The organism is Roseateles aquatilis, from assembly GCF_002205645.1.
GTDB classification, from domain to species: domain Bacteria; phylum Pseudomonadota; class Gammaproteobacteria; order Burkholderiales; family Burkholderiaceae_C; genus Roseateles; species Roseateles aquatilis.
Genome location: NZ_NIOF01000010.1, coordinates 240,231 through 255,748, shown reverse-complemented (window position 1 = coordinate 255,748; position 15,518 = coordinate 240,231). Strand labels below are relative to the sequence as shown.

The window sequence follows — 15,518 nt, the reverse complement described above, 5'->3', positions numbered from 1 at the left end:
CGTCGCGGCGCTCCCCGTCAGGTCGACCGCCGCGCCCCGATGCCGGCCACCAGCGACCCCGCCGCCACCATCGCGGCGCCGCCCCAGAAGATCGGCGACAACGGCGCGTCGAGCAGCAATGAGGCGAACAGCGCCGACATCAGCGGCGTGCCGTTCGCCGCCAAGCCCAACACATGGATGTTGCCGCGCAGCACGCCGATGTTCCACAGCAGGTAGGCGAGCGTCACCGCCGCGCTGGCCAGCGCGACCTGGACGACGACATGCATCGACACCGTCATCGGCGCCCGCTCCGGGTTGAGCAGGTGCACGCTCCAGAAGCCCGCGGCGCTGAGCGCCATGAAGAGCCAGAGCGCGTTCCGCCCCTCGGCCATGTGCTTCGTGCAGGTGCTGTAGAGGGCCCACACGATGGCGCCGATGAAGGCGAGTCCGTAGCAGAGCGGGTTGGACGCCGCGTTGTGGAAGAAGCGGCCGGGCGAGAAGCCGTCCGGCGGCGACGACGCCGTGATGACGCCGGCGAAGGCGAGCGCCAGGCCGGCGAGCATCACCGCGTTCAGTCGCTTGCGACCGGCGATCGACGAGAACAGGACGGTGAGGCTGGGCCAAAGGTAGTTGATCATGCCGACTTCGATCGCCTCATGCCGCGTCCGCGCGAGTCCGAGCGCGAGGACGAAGCACAGCTCGTAGCCGACGAACAGCGCGGCGCCCAGCCACAAGTAGCGCCGCGGCAGGTCGCGCAGCGAGGTGCGGGTGGGCAGGAGCAGCAGCGCGGAGAGCGTGAACAGCACCGCCGGCGCGCCGGTCCGTCCCAGGAATTCGATCGTGCTGCGCGTGACGCCGACCGAGGTGCTCCAGAAGAGGATGGCGATCAGGCCGAGCAGCGTGGCGCCTTTCGACGGATCAGACGTCGACATCGAGCAGGCAAGTCGTGTTGTCCACCAACGTCGGTATCCCGATCCGCTCAGACCGCCATGCGGTAGGGCATGCTGGCCGCGAACTGCGGCGGCGCGATCAGGCCATGATTGGCCAACTGCGCCTGCACGGTCAGTTCGCCCACGTCGAAGTGCTCGGCCGCATCCTCGATCGCGGGCGATGAGTGATCGCCATCCAGATAGCTCTCCAGCGCGCTGAAAGGGCAAAGAAACTCCGCCGCGAATGCGCGCTGGTACTTTTGCCTGGAGGTTGGCAGGTCCGTCGACGCCAACCACCGGGTTTCATGATCCTCCCGGAGGTGCTCGCCAAGAATCCTCGCCAACTCGAAGCGCTTGCCTCGCGGGTTGCGCTTTCTCGGGACGATCATCAGGCGTCCATTGCCATCGGGAATAGCGACGGCAACGGGCTCCCGAACATTCTGCGGAGCACTGCTCTGCACCTGATCTCGGCTCACTCCCAGCAGCTCGTGGAGCTCGCGATCGGAGACTCGGGCAGCGGCGTTGCCGATGTGCGCGCGAAGTGAGTTCGCGGCGTGACTGGCTCGCTCCCACGGCATGCCGGCAACCGGAGGCCCGATGGTGTCGAAACGAACTTCCGGTTTCGCGACGATCCCCGGCATCGTGGCGAGATGCCCGATCGCCGCGAGAGCGGGGTTGCCGCCGGACTGCGCGATCGCGGGCGCGATCTCCGACAAGGCGATTTCGCCGACGCGGCTCCGCCATTGGAGTGCCGCCTCGAGGATGTCCGCAGGGCACTCCTCGGCATCGAAGCCGAGTTGGGCCTCAAGCGTGCGGCGCCGACGTGACTCGACATCGGCCTGATCCTCCTGGATCAGCGCCCACAGCTGCGCGAGATTGGACCCGCCGAGTTCCTTCGCGTCGAGGCGGCTCAATGTGTCCTGAATGAACTGGCCCACGCTCGATTGAAATCGCTCGATGGCGATGGACCGGGGCGCCGGCAAGCCCTGGAGGTATCGGACGGACTGGTCCGGCGTCATCAATGGCGTGGCCCAGACCTGCATCGACTCGCCGTCCGAAGCCATCACGACCCGAGGCCAGACAAATCCATGGTTCGCGGCGCCGAGTTCATGCGCCATCCGCCATTCATGCGTCGGCTGGTTGCCCTGCGTCGGCAGAGGCTCATGATTCAGACGCCACCATGAACTGGCGAACCATTGCGCCAGCGGATACGCGGAGATGAAGACCTCATCGCTGACGGTCCGTGTCCAGATGTCCTCGTTGCGAGTCAGGCTCGTCTCGTCGAGGAACACGCCCAGCGACGCGGCGGTCGCTCGGACACATGGGTCACCCGATTCAGCGGACATCCATTTCAGTTGAATCGTCAGGTCAGACATCCGGTTCTCCCCAACGCTTCACCACTTCGGCGTGCATCGGATCCGACTCCGGCATCGGGTAGCCGTGATAGGTCCCCAACTCGGGGTTCTCCACCTGCGCTTCCAGCGGCATGCCGTCCGCGGTCATCGACCAGACGTTCTTGGGCCACACGCCGTCGCGCCGGTCACTGACAAGCCCTCGTTTGAAACCTTGGCGCAACAGCTGTTCCGCCTCCGCTCTCTTGAAGACACGGACCGCGTCGCACAGGGACTTGCCTGGCCTGGGGCCCGACGGCGGGGTCAGGCCGAAGTCACCGGGATTGCGTTCGTGCTCGGGATTCCCGCCGTATCTCGCACGCTCGGCCAGCCTCTCCAGTTCTTGCTGACGTAGATCCACTTCGCGCGGCGAAAGCAGTCGGCGCTTGTCGTTGAACTGGTTGTATCGGGGCCGCATGAGGGTCGGAGGAGGTTGGGAACGTCCTCGCCGAGTCTACCGGTCCGACCTCGCGAGCGCATGTTGTGCCCGCGCCGCAGAGGATGCGAACCGCAGGTTCGCTCCTCGGCCCGAGGGTCACCTCCCCGCCTGATACACCCTCACATACGCCACCTCATACCCGATCGGGAAGATTCCGTCGTCCACCTCGCCGCCGAGGTCTCCGCCGATGGCGAGGTTGAGGATCAGGAACTGCGGCTTGTCGAACGGCCATTGGTCCCGGCCCTTGCCCAGATTCGGATACGCCGCATGCACCTTGCCGTCGATGCCGAAGCGGATCTCCTGCGGCGTCCACAGCATCTGGTACGTGTGGAACTCGCTGCACGCGGTCGGCAGCCGCGTCGCGTCGCCGACGCCGTGGCCGCCGTGCCCGGACGTGGTGTGCACCGTGCTGAACACCCGGTCCGGCGTGTGGCCGATGTGTTCGAGGATGTCCAGCTCGCCCGCCGCCGGCCAGTCGCCCTGGCTGCCCAGCGTCCAGATCGCCGGCCACGTGCCCTTGCCGCACGGCAGCTTGGCCCGGATCTCGAAGTAGCCGTAGGTCCACTCGGCGCGACCCTGCGTGATCAGGCGCGTCGACGTGTACTTCTGCCCGCCCCAGTCGGGCCGCGAAGACAGCGACTCCTTGCGCGCGGTGATCACCAGCCTGCCGTCGCGGATCGCGGCGTTCTCGGCGCGCGGGCCCGAGTAGTACTGCTTCTCCCGGTTGTGCCAGCCCTGCTTGTTCATGCCCGTGTCGTAGGCCCACTTGGTCTCGTCGGGCAGCGGGCCTTTGTCGAATTCGTCGGACCACACCAGCCGATAGCCGTCCGGCAGGCCGATGGGACCGGACGCCGCGCCGTTGGTCCCCGCCGCGGTCTGCGCCAGCGCCGCATCCCCGGTGATCGTCAGCGCCGCCAGCAGCGGAACAGCGGCCCAGCGCCGCGAGAGTCGTTGCTTCATGAGGGAAGGTCTCCGTCGTTATCGTTTCGCGCGCCGTTGGAGCAATTGCTCGGCATCGGCCAGCGCCGTCCTGATCGTCTTCTGTCCGCGCAGCACCTTGTCGAGCTCGGTCTGCACCACCTCCTCGGCGAACTTGTTCTGCTTGTGGACCGGCTGCGCCGTGATGCGCAGCGCGTCGTCGCGCCACAGCAGCCGCGCGCGCTGGCCGCCGAGGAAGCTCACCGGCTCGCTGAAGAACGGGTCGTCCTGCACGTCGCGCAACGCGGGAAAGGCGTCGTAGTTCTTGAACGCCTGCAGCTGCCGGTGCGGATCCATCGTCATCAACTGAATGAAGCGCCACGCCAGCCGCTTGCGCGCCGGCGCCGACCGGCGCGCGATCGCATAGAAGGTGCCGCCATACGGCACCAGCGAGCCGCCCGGCAGCGACGCCGCGCGCCACAGCCCCTTGGTCTCCGGCGCCACGAACGCATGGAGCTGCCCCACCAGCCAGGCTCCGGACAACTCCGTCGCCAGCCGGCCCTGCTTGAAACCCGCGCCCCAGTCGTTCGACCACGCCTGGACCTTCGCATCGAGCCCCTTGCGCCGCGCCCGCAGCGCGACTTCGAAGGCGCGCTCGAAACGCGGCGTGTTCACCAGCACGCGGGAGTCGGTGTCGAAGTAAACCCCCTCGCCCGGCCGCAGGCCGTCGGCGATCAGGATGTCCTTGATCTCCTGGACGTTGGCGATGAGGTACGCGCCGGTGCGTGCCTTGATGCGCTCGCCCGCGGCGACGTAGTCGTCCCAACTGCGCGTCAGCTCCTTGGCCACGACGCCGGCGCGGTCCAGGATGTCCTGGCGGTACAGCAGCGTGCCGGGGCCGATGTCCGCCGGCATCGCCACCACCGCGCCGCCGCGCGCGATCGCCTGGTCATACGCATACGGCACGATGCGTGGGCGGAAGGCCTCGATGCCGAACGGCGGCTGGCGCAGATCCTCCAGCCCGCCGCCTTGCGCGAAACGACCGACGAAGCTGGACTCCAGCGCCATCACGTCAGGCAGGCCGACCGCCGTCGACAGCGCCGTGGTCATCGCCGTGTGGTGATCGGTGTATTGCCGCATCAGGATGCGCAGCTCCACGTCCGGGTGCATCGCCTGCCACGCCGGGATCGCGGCACGCGCGATCTCGTCCATCAGCGGGAACGCGGCGATGGTGAGCACCTCGCGCGTCTGCGCCAACGCCGGCACGACGATGAGTCCCGGCAGCGCGGGCACGGCGACGCCGGCCAGCCAGGCGCGGCGGTTGATCAGAATGCGGTCGGTCAAGCGCGCGGCTCCGTCGCGAGAGGGTGATGGACGTCGGCGAGTGGCATCGGCAGGTGCATGAGTCGACGAGGACGCAAGGGGCGCCGCTCAGCGCGGCAGCACGTAGGTCGCGATCGCGCGTGGCGGCAGGTCGGCCACAGTGGCCTGGCCATCGATGTGCAGGGCGAAGCGGTGCGACTTCTCGCTGCGGTTCAGCACCACCACTGCGACACTGCCGTCCTCGTTGACCGCCGCGGTGCATTCGAGGTCCTGGCTGCTCGCCGAGCACAGCACGCGGAAGGCGCCCGGCCGGATGAAGCGGCTGAAGTGGCCGAGGTAGTCGTAGGAGCTCTGCGGCATCAGCCGCTGCTGCTCCCGGTCCGCGAGCATCGGCGCGCTGCACAGGTTACCGACGTGGTTCGGTCCCCCGGTCTCGTCGAGCAGCAGGTTCCAGTCGATCCAGCCGACGGTCCAGCGGTTCAGGTCGTTGATGATGCTGCGCGCGTAACGCTCCCCGGGCGCCCAGGACCCGACGTGCGGCCCGCCCTCCTGGCAGCCTTCGGTGAAGAGCAGTTGCTTGTCGGGGAACGCGTCGTGGACCAGCTGCACGTGATCGAAATGGTCCTCGACGTACCAGTGGAAGCCGCAGCCCCAGACGTACTTCGCTGCCTCCGGGTCGGAGTAGACGACGTCGGCGCGCTGCACCATCTGGTCGCGGTTGTGGTCCCAGATCACGATGCGGATGCGCGCCAGCCCGGCGGCATGCAGCGCGGGGCCGAGGTGATCGCGGACGAAGTCGCGTTCCTCCTCGGCGCTGTACACGCAGGAGTCCCAGCGCTGCACCGCGTCGGGCTCGTTCTGGACCGACACGCCCCAGACCGGCACGCCCTCGGCCTCATAGGCCTGGATGAAGCGCACGTAGCACTGCGCCCAGGCGCTGGCATGCCGCGGCAGCAGCTTGCCGCCGCCGTTCATCTGCCCGTTGGTCTTCATCCACGCGGGCGGACTCCACGGCGAGACCAGCAGCTTCATCGGGCCGGGCGCGATCTGCTGCGCGGCCTTGATCATCGGCAGCAGCGCCTGGCGGTCGCGGTCGATGTTGAAGTGTTCCAGCGCCTCGTCGCCCGGCACGTCCGCATGCGCGTAGTTGCCCAGCGAGAAATCGCAGCTGTTCATGTGCACGCGATTGAACGTGTAGCCATGGCCGGCATTCACGTCGAAGTAGGCGCGCAGCAGCGCGTCCGCCTCCGCCGGCGGCAACTGCCGCCAGGTCGCGGCGGCAGCCTCGGTGAAGGCGCCGCCGAAGCCCTCGATGCGCTGGAAGCGGCGGCGGCTGTTCACCACCAGCCGGGGCATGCCGGCCCTCGCCGCGTCGGCCGCGAAGGCCGCCGCGGGCTGCAGCGACAGGTCCGCCTGCGCGGCGAAGCGGGTGGAAGTCGCCAGGTCCGCGCCCTTGGCGGTCAGGGTCCATCGCACCGACGTCGTCCCCGCGGACGACGCCGAGCTTGTCTCGGTCTTGTGATTCATGCGCTCCGGCTCTCTGTTGATCGGTTTATGAAAGCGCTTTCATGAATCGAGCATAGAGGCAGATCGAACGCGGGTCAATGCAGGATTCGCCCCGGGCGGAACGCGGGGCGCCCGGCCGCGGGCTCAGGCCGGCTGGCGCGCGCCGGACATGATGATCGCCATGCCGACGAAGCAGACCGCGACGCCGATGAGGTCGGTGGCGGTGGGGGTGATCTTGTCGACCAGCCACAACCACAGCACGGCCACGCCGATGTAGACGCCGCCGTAGGCCGCATAGACGCGGCCGGCGGCGGTGGGATGCAAGGTGAGCAGCCAGGCGAAAAGCGCCAGGCTGAGCGCAGCCGGTAGCAGCAGCCACGCGGATCGGTCCTGCTTCAGCCACAGGTACGGCAGGTAGCAGCCGATGATCTCGGCGAGCGCGGTGACGACGAACAGGGCGAAGGTCTTGAGCAGGTCCATGGCGGCGAATTGTCGTCGCGCCGCGGACGCGGGCCAGCCCCGGCCGGTCTCAGATCGCCATCGCCTCGAAGCCGGCCGGGCGGGTTTCCGCCGGCCATAGCGCCAGGCCGCCGGCCAGGCTCCAGGCCCGGGCGTGGCCCAGGCGGCGCAGCGCCCGCGCCGCCTGCGCGCTGCGGTTGCCGCTGCGGCAGAAGAAGACCACCGGCGTCTGCGCCGGCAACGCCATCCAGCGCGGCAGCTCGCCGACCAGCGTCGACAGCGGCACGCGTTCGGGCGCCAGCTCGTCGGCCGGGCTCAGGCGCTCCTCGTAGGCCTCACGAACGTCGACCAGCACCGGCCGCGTCGTCGACCGCAGCGCCTCGCGCAGCTCGGCGGCGCTCATCTCGACGCGCTCGGCCGGGCGGTCGCAATCGATGCGGGCGCCGCACACCATGGTCTGGTACTCGGTCAGCGGCAGGCTGCGCTCCAGCACCGACTTGCCGACCGCGAAGGCATGCGCGCTCAGGCGTCCACGCAGCACGCCGGCCAGCAGCGGCTGGGCCTCGCATTCGACGGTCAGCGTGGTGGCGAAGCGGTCGTCGTAGTCGTGGCCCGGCAGCAGCAGCGCGTCCGGACCGACGTTGCGTTCCAGCGTCTTCAGCGAGGCCCCGAACGCGTTCGGCGCGCTCTGCTCGAAATCGCTGCGGCCGAGCGCGCCCGGCATCACCGTGTCGCCGACGAAAACGCCCAGCAGCTCTCCGGCCTCATGCAGCAGGTAGGCGGTGGAATCTTCGGTGTGGCCGGGGGTCGCGAGCCGCGACAGCCGGTGCGTGCCCAGCGCGATCACCTCGTGACCCGTCGGCCAGCCCAGGGCGTCCAGGCCCTCGGGCCGGGCCTCGTCCGCCAGCAGCTCGGGCACCGCGTCGCGCAGCGACTGCGCCGAGGAGGCATGGTCGCCATGGCTGTGGGTGTCCAGCACCGCGGCCAGCGCCAGGCCGCGGCAGCGCATCCATTGCGCCAGGCGCTCCGTCAGTTCCGGCAGAGGATCGACGACCGCGCAGCGGCGGCTGGCCGCGTCGGCGACGACGTAGCAACAGGCCCCGTCGACGACGAAACGCGTCAGCAGGTCGGTGCGCCGCGGCGCGTCGTCCTCCTCCGGGGAGGGCGTCTGGCAGGTGGCCCGCAGCGACTCGCCGCAGGCGCGCAGGCGCCGGCAGGCTTCGTCGATGGAGGTCTCGTCGTCGGCCGCACCGAAGGACAGGCGGACCGCGGCGGCGGTGCGCCAGTCCGGCAGGCCCATCGCCTCCAGGACATAACTCGGCTGCGCGCGCGAGGCGCCGCAGGCGGAGCCGCCGCTGACGCGCAGCCCGGCGGCGTCGAACAGATCCAGCAGCAGCTTCGCGCTCAGGCCGGGAACGGAGACGTTGAGCGTCGTCGGCAGGCTGCAGTCGAAGGGCGCGTTGAAGACGACCTCGGGGAAGGCCTCGCGCAGTGCGGCGGCCAGGCGCTCGCGGCGATCGGCCAGTCGGGCCGCGGAGGCGAAGACATCGCCCGCTTCCAGGGCCGCCAGCACCGCGCCCAGCGCGGCGATGCCGGCCATGTTCTCGGTGCCGGAGCGCGATGCCCCCTCCTGGCCGCCGCCGGCCATCAGCGGCGTGAAGGGCGCGCCCTCGCGGACGTAGAGCATGCCGACGCCCTTGGGCGCGTAGAGCTTGTGGCCGGAGAACGGCGCGTAGTCGATCTCGCGGACGGCGATGCCCCGTGCCGGGCGTCCGCCCAGCGGCAGCGCCAGCTTGCCCAGCGCCTGCACGCCGTCCACCAGCCACAGCGCCGGGCTGTCGCGCAGGGCGTCGGCGATGCCGTCGAGGTCGCTGATCACGCCGGTCTCGTTGTTGGCGGCCATGGTGCAGACCAGGCCCGCCCCCGGCGCCTGCTCGCGCAGCCAGGCCAGGTCGTGGCGGCCGTCGGCGCCGACCGGGATGGCGACGATCTCCAGGTCCAGGCCGATCAACGCATTCCAGTGCTTCAGCGCCTCGGGCACCGCCTTGTGCTCGGTGGCGCCGTACAGCAGCCGCTGCGGTATCGCCTCGCCGACCTGGCGCCGCGCGCGCAGCGCGCTCAGCGCGGACAGCACGGCGGTCTGGATGCCTTCGGTCGCGCCGCTGGTGAACAGCAACCGACCGTTCGGCGCCCCCAGCACCCGGCGCGCGGTGGCGCGGACCTCGTCCAGCAACGCGCGAGCCTTCAGGCCGCTGCCGTGGATGCTGCTCGGATTGCCGAAGGCGTCGGCCATGACCGCCAGCGCGGCGGCGCGGGCTTGCGGCAGGACGGGCGTGGTGGCGTTGGCGTCGAGATAGATTTCCATGGCCGAGATTGTCGGAAGGCGAGATTGGAATTCAGGTGCAAAATTCCGCCCGATAACGACATTTCAAGCAATCGGATTCCAATATTCATGGCCAAAACAAAACTGGATTCCATCGACCGGAAGATCCTGGAGTTGCTGCAGCGAGACGCGACGATCCAGGTGGCCGATCTGGCGGAGGCGGTGGGGCTGTCGCAGACGCCATGCTGGCGCCGGGTGCAACGGCTGAAGGAAGCGGGCGTGATCACCCGCAACGTCATGCTGGTGGACCCGAAGAAGGTGAACGTCGGGGTGACGGTGTTCGTCTCGGTGCGGACCAATATCCACTCCCAGGCGTGGCTGGCCCAGTTCCGGGCCGCCGTCGAGGCGATCCCCGAGGTGGTCGAGTTCTACCGGATGAGCGGCGAGATCGATTACCTGCTGCGCGTCGTCGTCCCCGACATCGCTGCCTACGACCTGGTCTACAAGCGCCTGATCGCCAGCACGCAGCTGTCGGACGTCAGCTCCAGCTTCGCCATGGAGGAGCTGAAGTTCACGACGGCGCTGCCGCTCTCCTACATCGAGTGATTCGCCTGCGGCGGGCGGCTGCTGCGGCCCCTCGCCTTTCTCCTGCAATGGCCTCGACCTGCGTCCAGGCGCCGTTGCACCGGCTGACGCCTGTCAGCGCTTTGCCTACACGTGTCCCTCGCAACTGCCCGACCGGCGCTGACGACTTCAGCGTCTGTTAACGAAATGCGCCCCCGCCGAAGATTTGGTCATCGCAAACAGGGGGTCTCATGAACAAGTTCTCGAGCAAGGCAGGCAAGTCGGTCAAGCGCGTCGTGGTGGGCCTGGGCCTGCTGTCGGCGGCGGTGGCGACCTCGGTGACGGCCAACGCGACGACCGCGACCAACACCTTCCAGGTGACGGCCACGATCACCAGTTCCTGCAACGTGTCGGGCTCCACGCTGAACTTCGGCAGCGCGATCGACCCGCTGGCCACCGGCGTGCCGCTGGACGCCACGTCCACGCTGACGGTGACTTGCTCGAACACCACGCCCTACGCGGTATCCCTGAACGCCGGCGCCAACGCGGGCGGCGCGTCCAACTTCACGTCCCGGACGATGAAGAGCGGCTCCAACACGCTGGGCTACCAGCTGTACCTGGACTCCGGCCGCACGACGGTCTGGGGCGACGGCACCGCCAGCTCCAGCACCAAGAGCAGCACCGGCACCGGCAGCGCGCAGTCGATCTCGGTCTACGGCCGCATCCCCTCGCTGTCCGGCGTGGTGCCGGGCACCTACACCGACACGGTGACGGTCACCATCACGTATTGATCGGGTCGGGCGCGAGGGGCCGCGGGGGGTCGCGGCCAATGCTTGCGCCGGGCTCCGCGGGATCCGGGAGGCCTCAGAGGCTGCCCACCCGCATGTTGATCGGCCAGGTGATTCGGCGGGTGGCCGCCGGATCGCCCCACAGGGTCGTCAGGTCCTCGGCGAACGCGGTGAGCAGGTCCTCGCGGCCCGCCTCCCGGACGCCACGCACGGCGGACCAGGTCGAGACATACCCGAGAAACTCCCGCAGGGTCCAGTCCTTGCCGATCGCCATCGGCGGCGCGGCGCGCTCGTCGAAGGGAAACGGCAGGTCGGCGTAGCCGTTGTCGACCAGCTTGCGCTCCGGCGGCCAGTACGGGCCGATCTGTTGCCAGTAGAAGCGATCGAAGCGCTCGCTCAGCGCGTCATCCAGCGCCAGCACGCCATAGCTGATCAACGCCAGGACCGCCCCGCTCGCCGCGACACGGCGAGCCTCGGCGTAGAAGGCCGGCAGATCGAACCAGTGCGCGGCCTGCGCGGCGCAGACGAGACTGGCGCCGCGATCGCCCACGGGCAGGTGCTCCGCCGGCCCGAGGACATAGCGCACCCCCTCTTGCGGCACCGCGTTGGCGATCTGGTCGGCGCTGGGATCGATGCCGAGCACGGCATCGAAGTGCGCCGCGAGCTGCGTCGTCAACTGGCCGTTGCCGCAGCCCACGTCGACCGCCAGCTCCCGTGACGGGGCGATGCGGCCCAGATACGCCGCAAGTTCCGAGGGGTACTCCGGACGAAAGCGGGCGTAGGCCTGACCGCCCTGGTCGAACCAGTTGCGAGGGGACATGGGGTCGGTGGGCATGGGGACTCCTTGGGTCGGCTCATCTGTATAGCGCCAAATGCGACGGCGCTCACGCGATCACCCTGCCTCCGCCATGCGGGTGGGCGCCCCCCGTTCAGGCCGCACTCGCGGTCGCAGCGTCCGCCGAGCGCCTGCGCGCGGCGGGCGCCCCGCCATCAGGCTGCCACGCCCAGAATGACGCTGCCCGCCTTGAACAGCGCCGTCGCCGTCTGACCTGCCGACAAGCCGAGCCCGTCCGCACTCTCGTTGGTGACGATCGCGACCAGCAGTTCCCCGTCCGCCAGCGTCAACGCGACCTCGCTGTTGACGGCGCCCAGGGTCACCTGACTGACCGTGCCCTGGAACTGGTTGCGCGCCGAGAAACGCACCCCGCCCGCGTCGGTGACGAGCACCACCGACGACGCCTTGACCAGCGCCACGACATTCGCGCCCACGCGCAGGCCCAGCGTGTCGCGGCTGGCGCGGGTCACCGTCGCCACCACCCGCAGCCCGGAGGCGGTCTGCAGCTCGACCTCGTCGTTGACGGTGCCGTCCTGGATCGCGGTGATCTGACCGCTGAACTGGTTGCGCGCGCTGGCCTTCATGTCGACTCTCCTGGGTTGAGGATCCGGATCGCCGCATTCTCGCGGAGACGCCCCCGCCGCCGTGCATCGATGCCGGATCGCGTCCGGATCGCGTCCGGATCAGCGTCGGATCGGCCGCGGGAATTGGCCACCCGGCGCCTTTCGATATGTTTGGCCGTATATTGCGAAACCACCATGACCGTCCCGCGAGGCCCGTTGATGTTGACGCCCCCATTCAAGCGCAGCCCCAGCGGGCTGTCCCCGATCGGCTGCTGCGACCATGATGCCGAGGAGCCGGCCGTCGGCGCCACCGCCGCCGCGCGCACGCGACTGCATCAGCTGGACGGCCACCTGCATTGCTCGGTCATCGGCACCTGCCTCGGCACCGCCGAGTTGCGCCGCCTGATGACCCGGCATGCGTCGGTCAAGGGCAGCAGCGACCTGGAGGTCCATCACCTGGCCGTCAGCCTCGCGGCCCAGGGCGGCGAGGTGTCGAAGGCCCTGCATAAGGCGCTCGATCAGCGCCATGCCGGCGCGGTGCGCACCTTCGCCGCGGCGCGGGACGCGGCCGGGCTCGATCAGGCCTGGAAACACGCCTGGAGCCAGGGGGACATCCCCGGCGCCTATTGGGCGCTGCTCACGCACAAGGCGGTGACGCCCGAGTTGCGGCAGGCGGCATTCGGCGAGGTCCACATGCTGTCGCACCTGATGGGCTCGGCCAACCGGCACGAGCTCAAACGCTTCGTGACGCTGGAACGGGACAACGCGGACCTGCACGACCGCCTGGAGCGCGAGCAGTCGCGGCGCCAGGAAGCGATCCAGGAACGTGACCAGCTCGCGGAGCGGTTGCGCCAGCAAGGCATCGACTTCGAAGGCCGTCTGGCCGAGGCCCGCGCGCGGCCGACCGAGAACGCGCCGACGGCGGACGCGGCCGAGCTGATCGCACTGCACACGCAGCGCCGGGAGCACGCCGAACGCATCGCCGAGGACGCCGGGCACCGCCTCCGACAAGTGCAAGAGCAGTTGGACCGCGCACTGGCTCACGCGCAGTCGCTGACGGAGGAGCTGTCCGCGGCGGAAGGCGAGTTGCAGCAGATCAGCGCGCAAGGGACGTCGGCGGGTGAGACCGGTCCGGACGGGTCGGACGTCGCGCTGCTCGCGGCGCGGCGGGTGCTGTACGTGGGCGGTCGCCCCAGCTCGACGCCGGCGATCCGCGACTTCGTCCATCGGCATGGCGGCGAATTCCTGCATCACGACGGCGGGCTGGAGTCGCGCAAGGGATTGCTCTCCGCGCTGTTGCCGCGGGCCGATCTGGTGGTCTTTCCGGTGGATTGCGTCGACCATGATTCGGTCGCCAATCTCAAGCGGCTCGCGGAGCGGCATCAGGTGCCGTTCGTGCCGCTGCGCAGCGCCAGTCTGGCGAGCTTCGCGGCCACGCTGCGCCGTGAGTTGACGCCGTCCTCGTCGACCGCGCCCCCCCGCTTCTGCTTGCGACACGGCTGAGCCGTCGATGCTCGGGCCCGGAACCCGAGCCTGGCGCTCAGGGCTGCCGCAGCTCGATCCGGTCCAGCCATTTCACGTGTCGCGGACCGGTCCGCAGATCGTTGGCGGACACCAGCGCGATGCGGCCCTGGTCGTCGGCGAGCGGCTGGCCGTCGCGCTCGAACACCACCAGCACGCCGGCGCCGACCGCCGTGTTGATGAGCTCCGGCCACGAGAAGCTGACCTTGTAGCCGTCCGTCGCCGACGCCAGCACGATCAGGGACTTCCAATCGTTACGCCCCGGCGCGACCACGCCGGCCCGCTCGATCACGGCGCTGAGCTTCACGCCGCGCACGGTGCTGGCGACTTCTTGACCGTCCAGCCGCTTCATCGTGGTGAAGCTGGCGATCTGATCCGGCGGGAACGCACGCAGATCGGCCACGGTCAGATCGAGTGGCGTCTTCACCGCGCCGGCGATGCGGACAGTCTCGGACCGCGGGCCAGCCCACGCGGACAGCCCCGCCACGACGAGCGACAGGGCGACGACGCGCGCCGCGATCCAGTTCACACGGCTTGGGCGGTGCGTGCGGTGCAAGGGAAAAGACATGGGGGGTCCTGGCAGTCGACGTATCGGCGCGAATATAGCGTCGCGCCTGTCGGGCTGAAAGGACGGAACGGGGCCGCGCTCAGCGGCTGACGATCATCCGCAGGCCGATCCCCACGAACACCGCGCCCGCCAGCCGGTCCAGCCACAAGCCGGCGCGTGGGCGGCGGGTGAGCCAGGCGCCGACCGCGCCGGCGAAGAAGCCCAGCAGCCCGAACAGGACCGCCGCCTGCGCCGTGAAGACCAGGCCCAGCACGCCAAGTTGCCATTCCACGTGCCCCTGCGACGCGACCACGAACTGCGGCAGGAACGACAGGAAGAACAGCACCACCTTGGGGTTGATCGCGTTGGCCACCAGCCCCTTCACGAACAGCGATCGCAGCGAGGCCGGCCCGGCCGCGGCGGGTCCGACCGCGCTGCCGCCCCGGCTGCGCAGCGCCTGGATGCCCAGCCAGACGAGGTAGGCGCCACCCGTCCACTTCAACAGCGTGAAGGCCACCGGCGAGGCGGCGACGATCGCGCTCACCCCCACCACCGCCAGCAGCGTGTGGCTGAGGCAGCCCAGCGCGCAGCCCAGCCCAAAGGCAATGCCCTGCCGACGACCCTTGGACATGCCGACGCTCAGCACCATCAGGTTGTCCGGCCCTGGCGTGGCGGTGATGAGCAAGGCGACCAGCAGGAAGCTGACGATCTGGGAGGTGGTGACCATGGGTTCTGTCGTGAGGTCCGCGCGACGCCGCGCCGGCCGTGAGTATCGGGCCCCGGACGATCTCTCAAGCCCTCACCCTTGAAACGACGGATCCGGTCCATATAATCCATCTGCTAGCACTCACGAAGGTCGAGTGCTAACAAGCCCCGGACCTGGTCGCGGGGCTTACTTCTTGTGATGGACCGGCCGGTGCGATTGGCGCCCGGCGGGCCCAGGAATCAAGTCAGCACAGTCAAGGAGATCTGATGAAACTGCGTCCTCTGCACGATCGCGTGATCGTTAAGCGTCTGGAAAACGAAACCAAGACGGCCTCCGGCATCGTCATCCCCGACAACGCCGCCGAGAAGCCTGACCAGGGCGAAGTGCTGGCCGTCGGCCCGGGCAAGCGCAACGACAAGGGCGAGTTCGTCGCCCTGAACGTCGCCGTCGGCGACCGCGTCCTGTTCGGCAAGTACAGCGGCCAGACCGTCAAGGTCGACGGCGATGAGCTGCTTGTCATGCGCGAAGAAGACCTCTTCGCCGTGATCGCCAAGTAAAGCTACTTCGCGGCGCGCTGGCGTCGTTGGGCGGTGCTCGGGATCCTCACGTACCCAAGTACGTTCCGGTCCCTGCGCTCCTTCCGCCTAGCCAGCACACCGCTCGCTACGCTTTACTCGGCGATCACCGAGCGGTGAATCCCGTTGGGGCGTGGCCTTCATATCTATCA

16 protein-coding genes are annotated in these 15,518 nt (G+C 69.2%); 4 read left to right on the top strand and 12 right to left on the bottom strand.

The window, feature by feature from the left end:
* Positions 1–17: 17 nt before the first annotated feature.
* From yddG to CDN99_RS19955, 8 genes are all read right to left on the bottom strand, one after another.
* Positions 18–911 carry an aromatic amino acid DMT transporter YddG gene (yddG, locus tag CDN99_RS19990; RefSeq protein WP_088386645.1) on the bottom strand — a complete coding sequence of 298 codons (894 nt, stop codon included), beginning with the start codon at positions 909–911 and terminating at the stop codon, positions 18–20.
* Between the two features lie 47 nt (positions 912–958).
* Complete coding sequence (locus CDN99_RS19985; RefSeq protein ID WP_088386644.1) at positions 959–2,284, bottom strand: hypothetical protein; 1,326 nt, start codon at positions 2,282–2,284, stop codon at positions 959–961.
* Positions 2,277–2,717: a hypothetical protein gene (locus CDN99_RS19980; protein WP_088386643.1), complete on the bottom strand. Its 441-nt coding sequence runs from the start codon at positions 2,715–2,717 to the stop codon at positions 2,277–2,279. The genes CDN99_RS19985 and CDN99_RS19980 overlap by 8 nt, the downstream gene beginning before the upstream one ends.
* A gap of 117 nt (positions 2,718–2,834) precedes the next feature.
* Complete coding sequence (locus CDN99_RS19975; protein WP_088386642.1) at positions 2,835–3,698, bottom strand: glycoside hydrolase family 16 protein; 864 nt, start codon at positions 3,696–3,698, stop codon at positions 2,835–2,837.
* An 18-nt stretch (positions 3,699–3,716) separates the two neighbouring features.
* A complete protein-coding gene (locus CDN99_RS19970; RefSeq protein WP_088386641.1) occupies positions 3,717–5,000 on the bottom strand; it encodes an extracellular solute-binding protein in 1,284 nt (427 codons plus the stop codon).
* An 87-nt stretch (positions 5,001–5,087) separates the two neighbouring features.
* Positions 5,088–6,506, bottom strand: coding sequence for a glycoside hydrolase family 30 protein (locus tag CDN99_RS19965; RefSeq protein WP_088386640.1), 1,419 nt, complete (start codon positions 6,504–6,506; stop codon positions 5,088–5,090).
* 123 nt (positions 6,507–6,629) lie between these two features.
* The gene (locus tag CDN99_RS19960) at positions 6,630–6,965 is read right to left on the bottom strand and encodes a YnfA family protein (RefSeq protein WP_088386639.1); all 336 of its coding nucleotides are present in this window, start codon (positions 6,963–6,965) and stop codon (positions 6,630–6,632) included.
* 49 nt (positions 6,966–7,014) lie between these two features.
* On the bottom strand, positions 7,015–9,309 hold the full coding sequence (locus tag CDN99_RS19955) for an aminotransferase class V-fold PLP-dependent enzyme (RefSeq protein WP_088386638.1): 2,295 nt from the start codon (positions 9,307–9,309) through the stop codon (positions 7,015–7,017).
* A gap of 102 nt (positions 9,310–9,411) precedes the next feature.
* Here CDN99_RS19955 and CDN99_RS19950 point away from each other — a divergent pair, with 102 nt between their 5' ends.
* Positions 9,412–9,873, top strand: a complete 462-nt coding sequence (locus tag CDN99_RS19950) for an Lrp/AsnC family transcriptional regulator (RefSeq protein ID WP_162296494.1) — start codon at positions 9,412–9,414, stop codon at positions 9,871–9,873.
* 209 nt (positions 9,874–10,082) lie between these two features.
* Positions 10,083–10,622: a Csu type fimbrial protein gene (locus CDN99_RS19945; protein WP_088386636.1), complete on the top strand. Its 540-nt coding sequence runs from the start codon at positions 10,083–10,085 to the stop codon at positions 10,620–10,622.
* Positions 10,623–10,695: 73 nt separating this feature from the next.
* On the opposite strand, the gene CDN99_RS19940 is transcribed toward CDN99_RS19945, so the two are convergent.
* On the bottom strand, positions 10,696–11,454 hold the full coding sequence (locus tag CDN99_RS19940) for a class I SAM-dependent methyltransferase (RefSeq protein WP_202820298.1): 759 nt from the start codon (positions 11,452–11,454) through the stop codon (positions 10,696–10,698).
* A gap of 155 nt (positions 11,455–11,609) precedes the next feature.
* Positions 11,610–12,038 (bottom strand): TOBE domain-containing protein, encoded by a 429-nt coding sequence (locus CDN99_RS19935; RefSeq protein WP_088386635.1) that lies wholly within the window; start codon positions 12,036–12,038, stop codon positions 11,610–11,612.
* A 198-nt stretch (positions 12,039–12,236) separates the two neighbouring features.
* On the opposite strand from CDN99_RS19935, the gene CDN99_RS19930 reads away from it, so the two are divergent.
* Positions 12,237–13,520 carry a DUF2325 domain-containing protein gene (locus CDN99_RS19930; protein ID WP_158218898.1) on the top strand — a complete coding sequence of 428 codons (1,284 nt, stop codon included), beginning with the start codon at positions 12,237–12,239 and terminating at the stop codon, positions 13,518–13,520.
* A 37-nt stretch (positions 13,521–13,557) separates the two neighbouring features.
* On the opposite strand, the gene CDN99_RS19925 is transcribed toward CDN99_RS19930, so the two are convergent.
* Both CDN99_RS19925 and CDN99_RS19920 read right to left on the bottom strand, forming a co-directional pair.
* Positions 13,558–14,106, bottom strand: a complete 549-nt coding sequence (locus CDN99_RS19925; RefSeq protein ID WP_088386633.1) for a molybdopterin-dependent oxidoreductase — start codon at positions 14,104–14,106, stop codon at positions 13,558–13,560.
* 79 nt (positions 14,107–14,185) lie between these two features.
* Positions 14,186–14,812 carry a LysE family translocator gene (locus tag CDN99_RS19920; protein ID WP_088386632.1) on the bottom strand — a complete coding sequence of 209 codons (627 nt, stop codon included), beginning with the start codon at positions 14,810–14,812 and terminating at the stop codon, positions 14,186–14,188.
* Between the two features lie 245 nt (positions 14,813–15,057).
* Between CDN99_RS19920 and groES the strand changes: the two genes are divergently transcribed.
* Positions 15,058–15,348, top strand: a complete 291-nt coding sequence (groES, locus tag CDN99_RS19915) for a co-chaperone GroES (RefSeq protein WP_067277665.1) — start codon at positions 15,058–15,060, stop codon at positions 15,346–15,348.
* Positions 15,349–15,518 lie beyond the last annotated feature (170 nt).

Excerpts from the sequence above, each read along its gene's own strand:
- CDN99_RS19960 (WP_088386639.1), bottom strand. The coding sequence starts at position 6,965 with ATGGACCTGCTCAAGACCTTCGCCCTGTTCGTCGTCACCGCGCTCGCC.
- CDN99_RS19925 (WP_088386633.1), bottom strand. The coding sequence starts at position 14,106 with ATGTCTTTTCCCTTGCACCGCACGCACCGCCCAAGCCGTGTGAACTGG.
- CDN99_RS19975 (WP_088386642.1), bottom strand. The coding sequence starts at position 3,698 with ATGAAGCAACGACTCTCGCGGCGCTGGGCCGCTGTTCCGCTGCTGGCG.
- CDN99_RS19935 (WP_088386635.1), bottom strand. The coding sequence starts at position 12,038 with ATGAAGGCCAGCGCGCGCAACCAGTTCAGCGGTCAGATCACCGCGATC.
- groES (WP_067277665.1), top strand. The coding sequence starts at position 15,058 with ATGAAACTGCGTCCTCTGCACGATCGCGTGATCGTTAAGCGTCTGGAA.
- yddG (WP_088386645.1), bottom strand. The coding sequence starts at position 911 with ATGTCGACGTCTGATCCGTCGAAAGGCGCCACGCTGCTCGGCCTGATC.
- CDN99_RS19980 (WP_088386643.1), bottom strand. The coding sequence starts at position 2,717 with ATGCGGCCCCGATACAACCAGTTCAACGACAAGCGCCGACTGCTTTCG.
- CDN99_RS19930 (WP_158218898.1), top strand. The coding sequence starts at position 12,237 with ATGTTGACGCCCCCATTCAAGCGCAGCCCCAGCGGGCTGTCCCCGATC.
- CDN99_RS19955 (WP_088386638.1), bottom strand. The coding sequence starts at position 9,309 with ATGGAAATCTATCTCGACGCCAACGCCACCACGCCCGTCCTGCCGCAA.
- CDN99_RS19965 (WP_088386640.1), bottom strand. The coding sequence starts at position 6,506 with ATGAATCACAAGACCGAGACAAGCTCGGCGTCGTCCGCGGGGACGACG.
- CDN99_RS19940 (WP_202820298.1), bottom strand. The coding sequence starts at position 11,454 with ATGCCCACCGACCCCATGTCCCCTCGCAACTGGTTCGACCAGGGCGGT.
- CDN99_RS19945 (WP_088386636.1), top strand. The coding sequence starts at position 10,083 with ATGAACAAGTTCTCGAGCAAGGCAGGCAAGTCGGTCAAGCGCGTCGTG.
- CDN99_RS19920 (WP_088386632.1), bottom strand. The coding sequence starts at position 14,812 with ATGGTCACCACCTCCCAGATCGTCAGCTTCCTGCTGGTCGCCTTGCTC.
- CDN99_RS19985 (WP_088386644.1), bottom strand. The coding sequence starts at position 2,284 with ATGTCTGACCTGACGATTCAACTGAAATGGATGTCCGCTGAATCGGGT.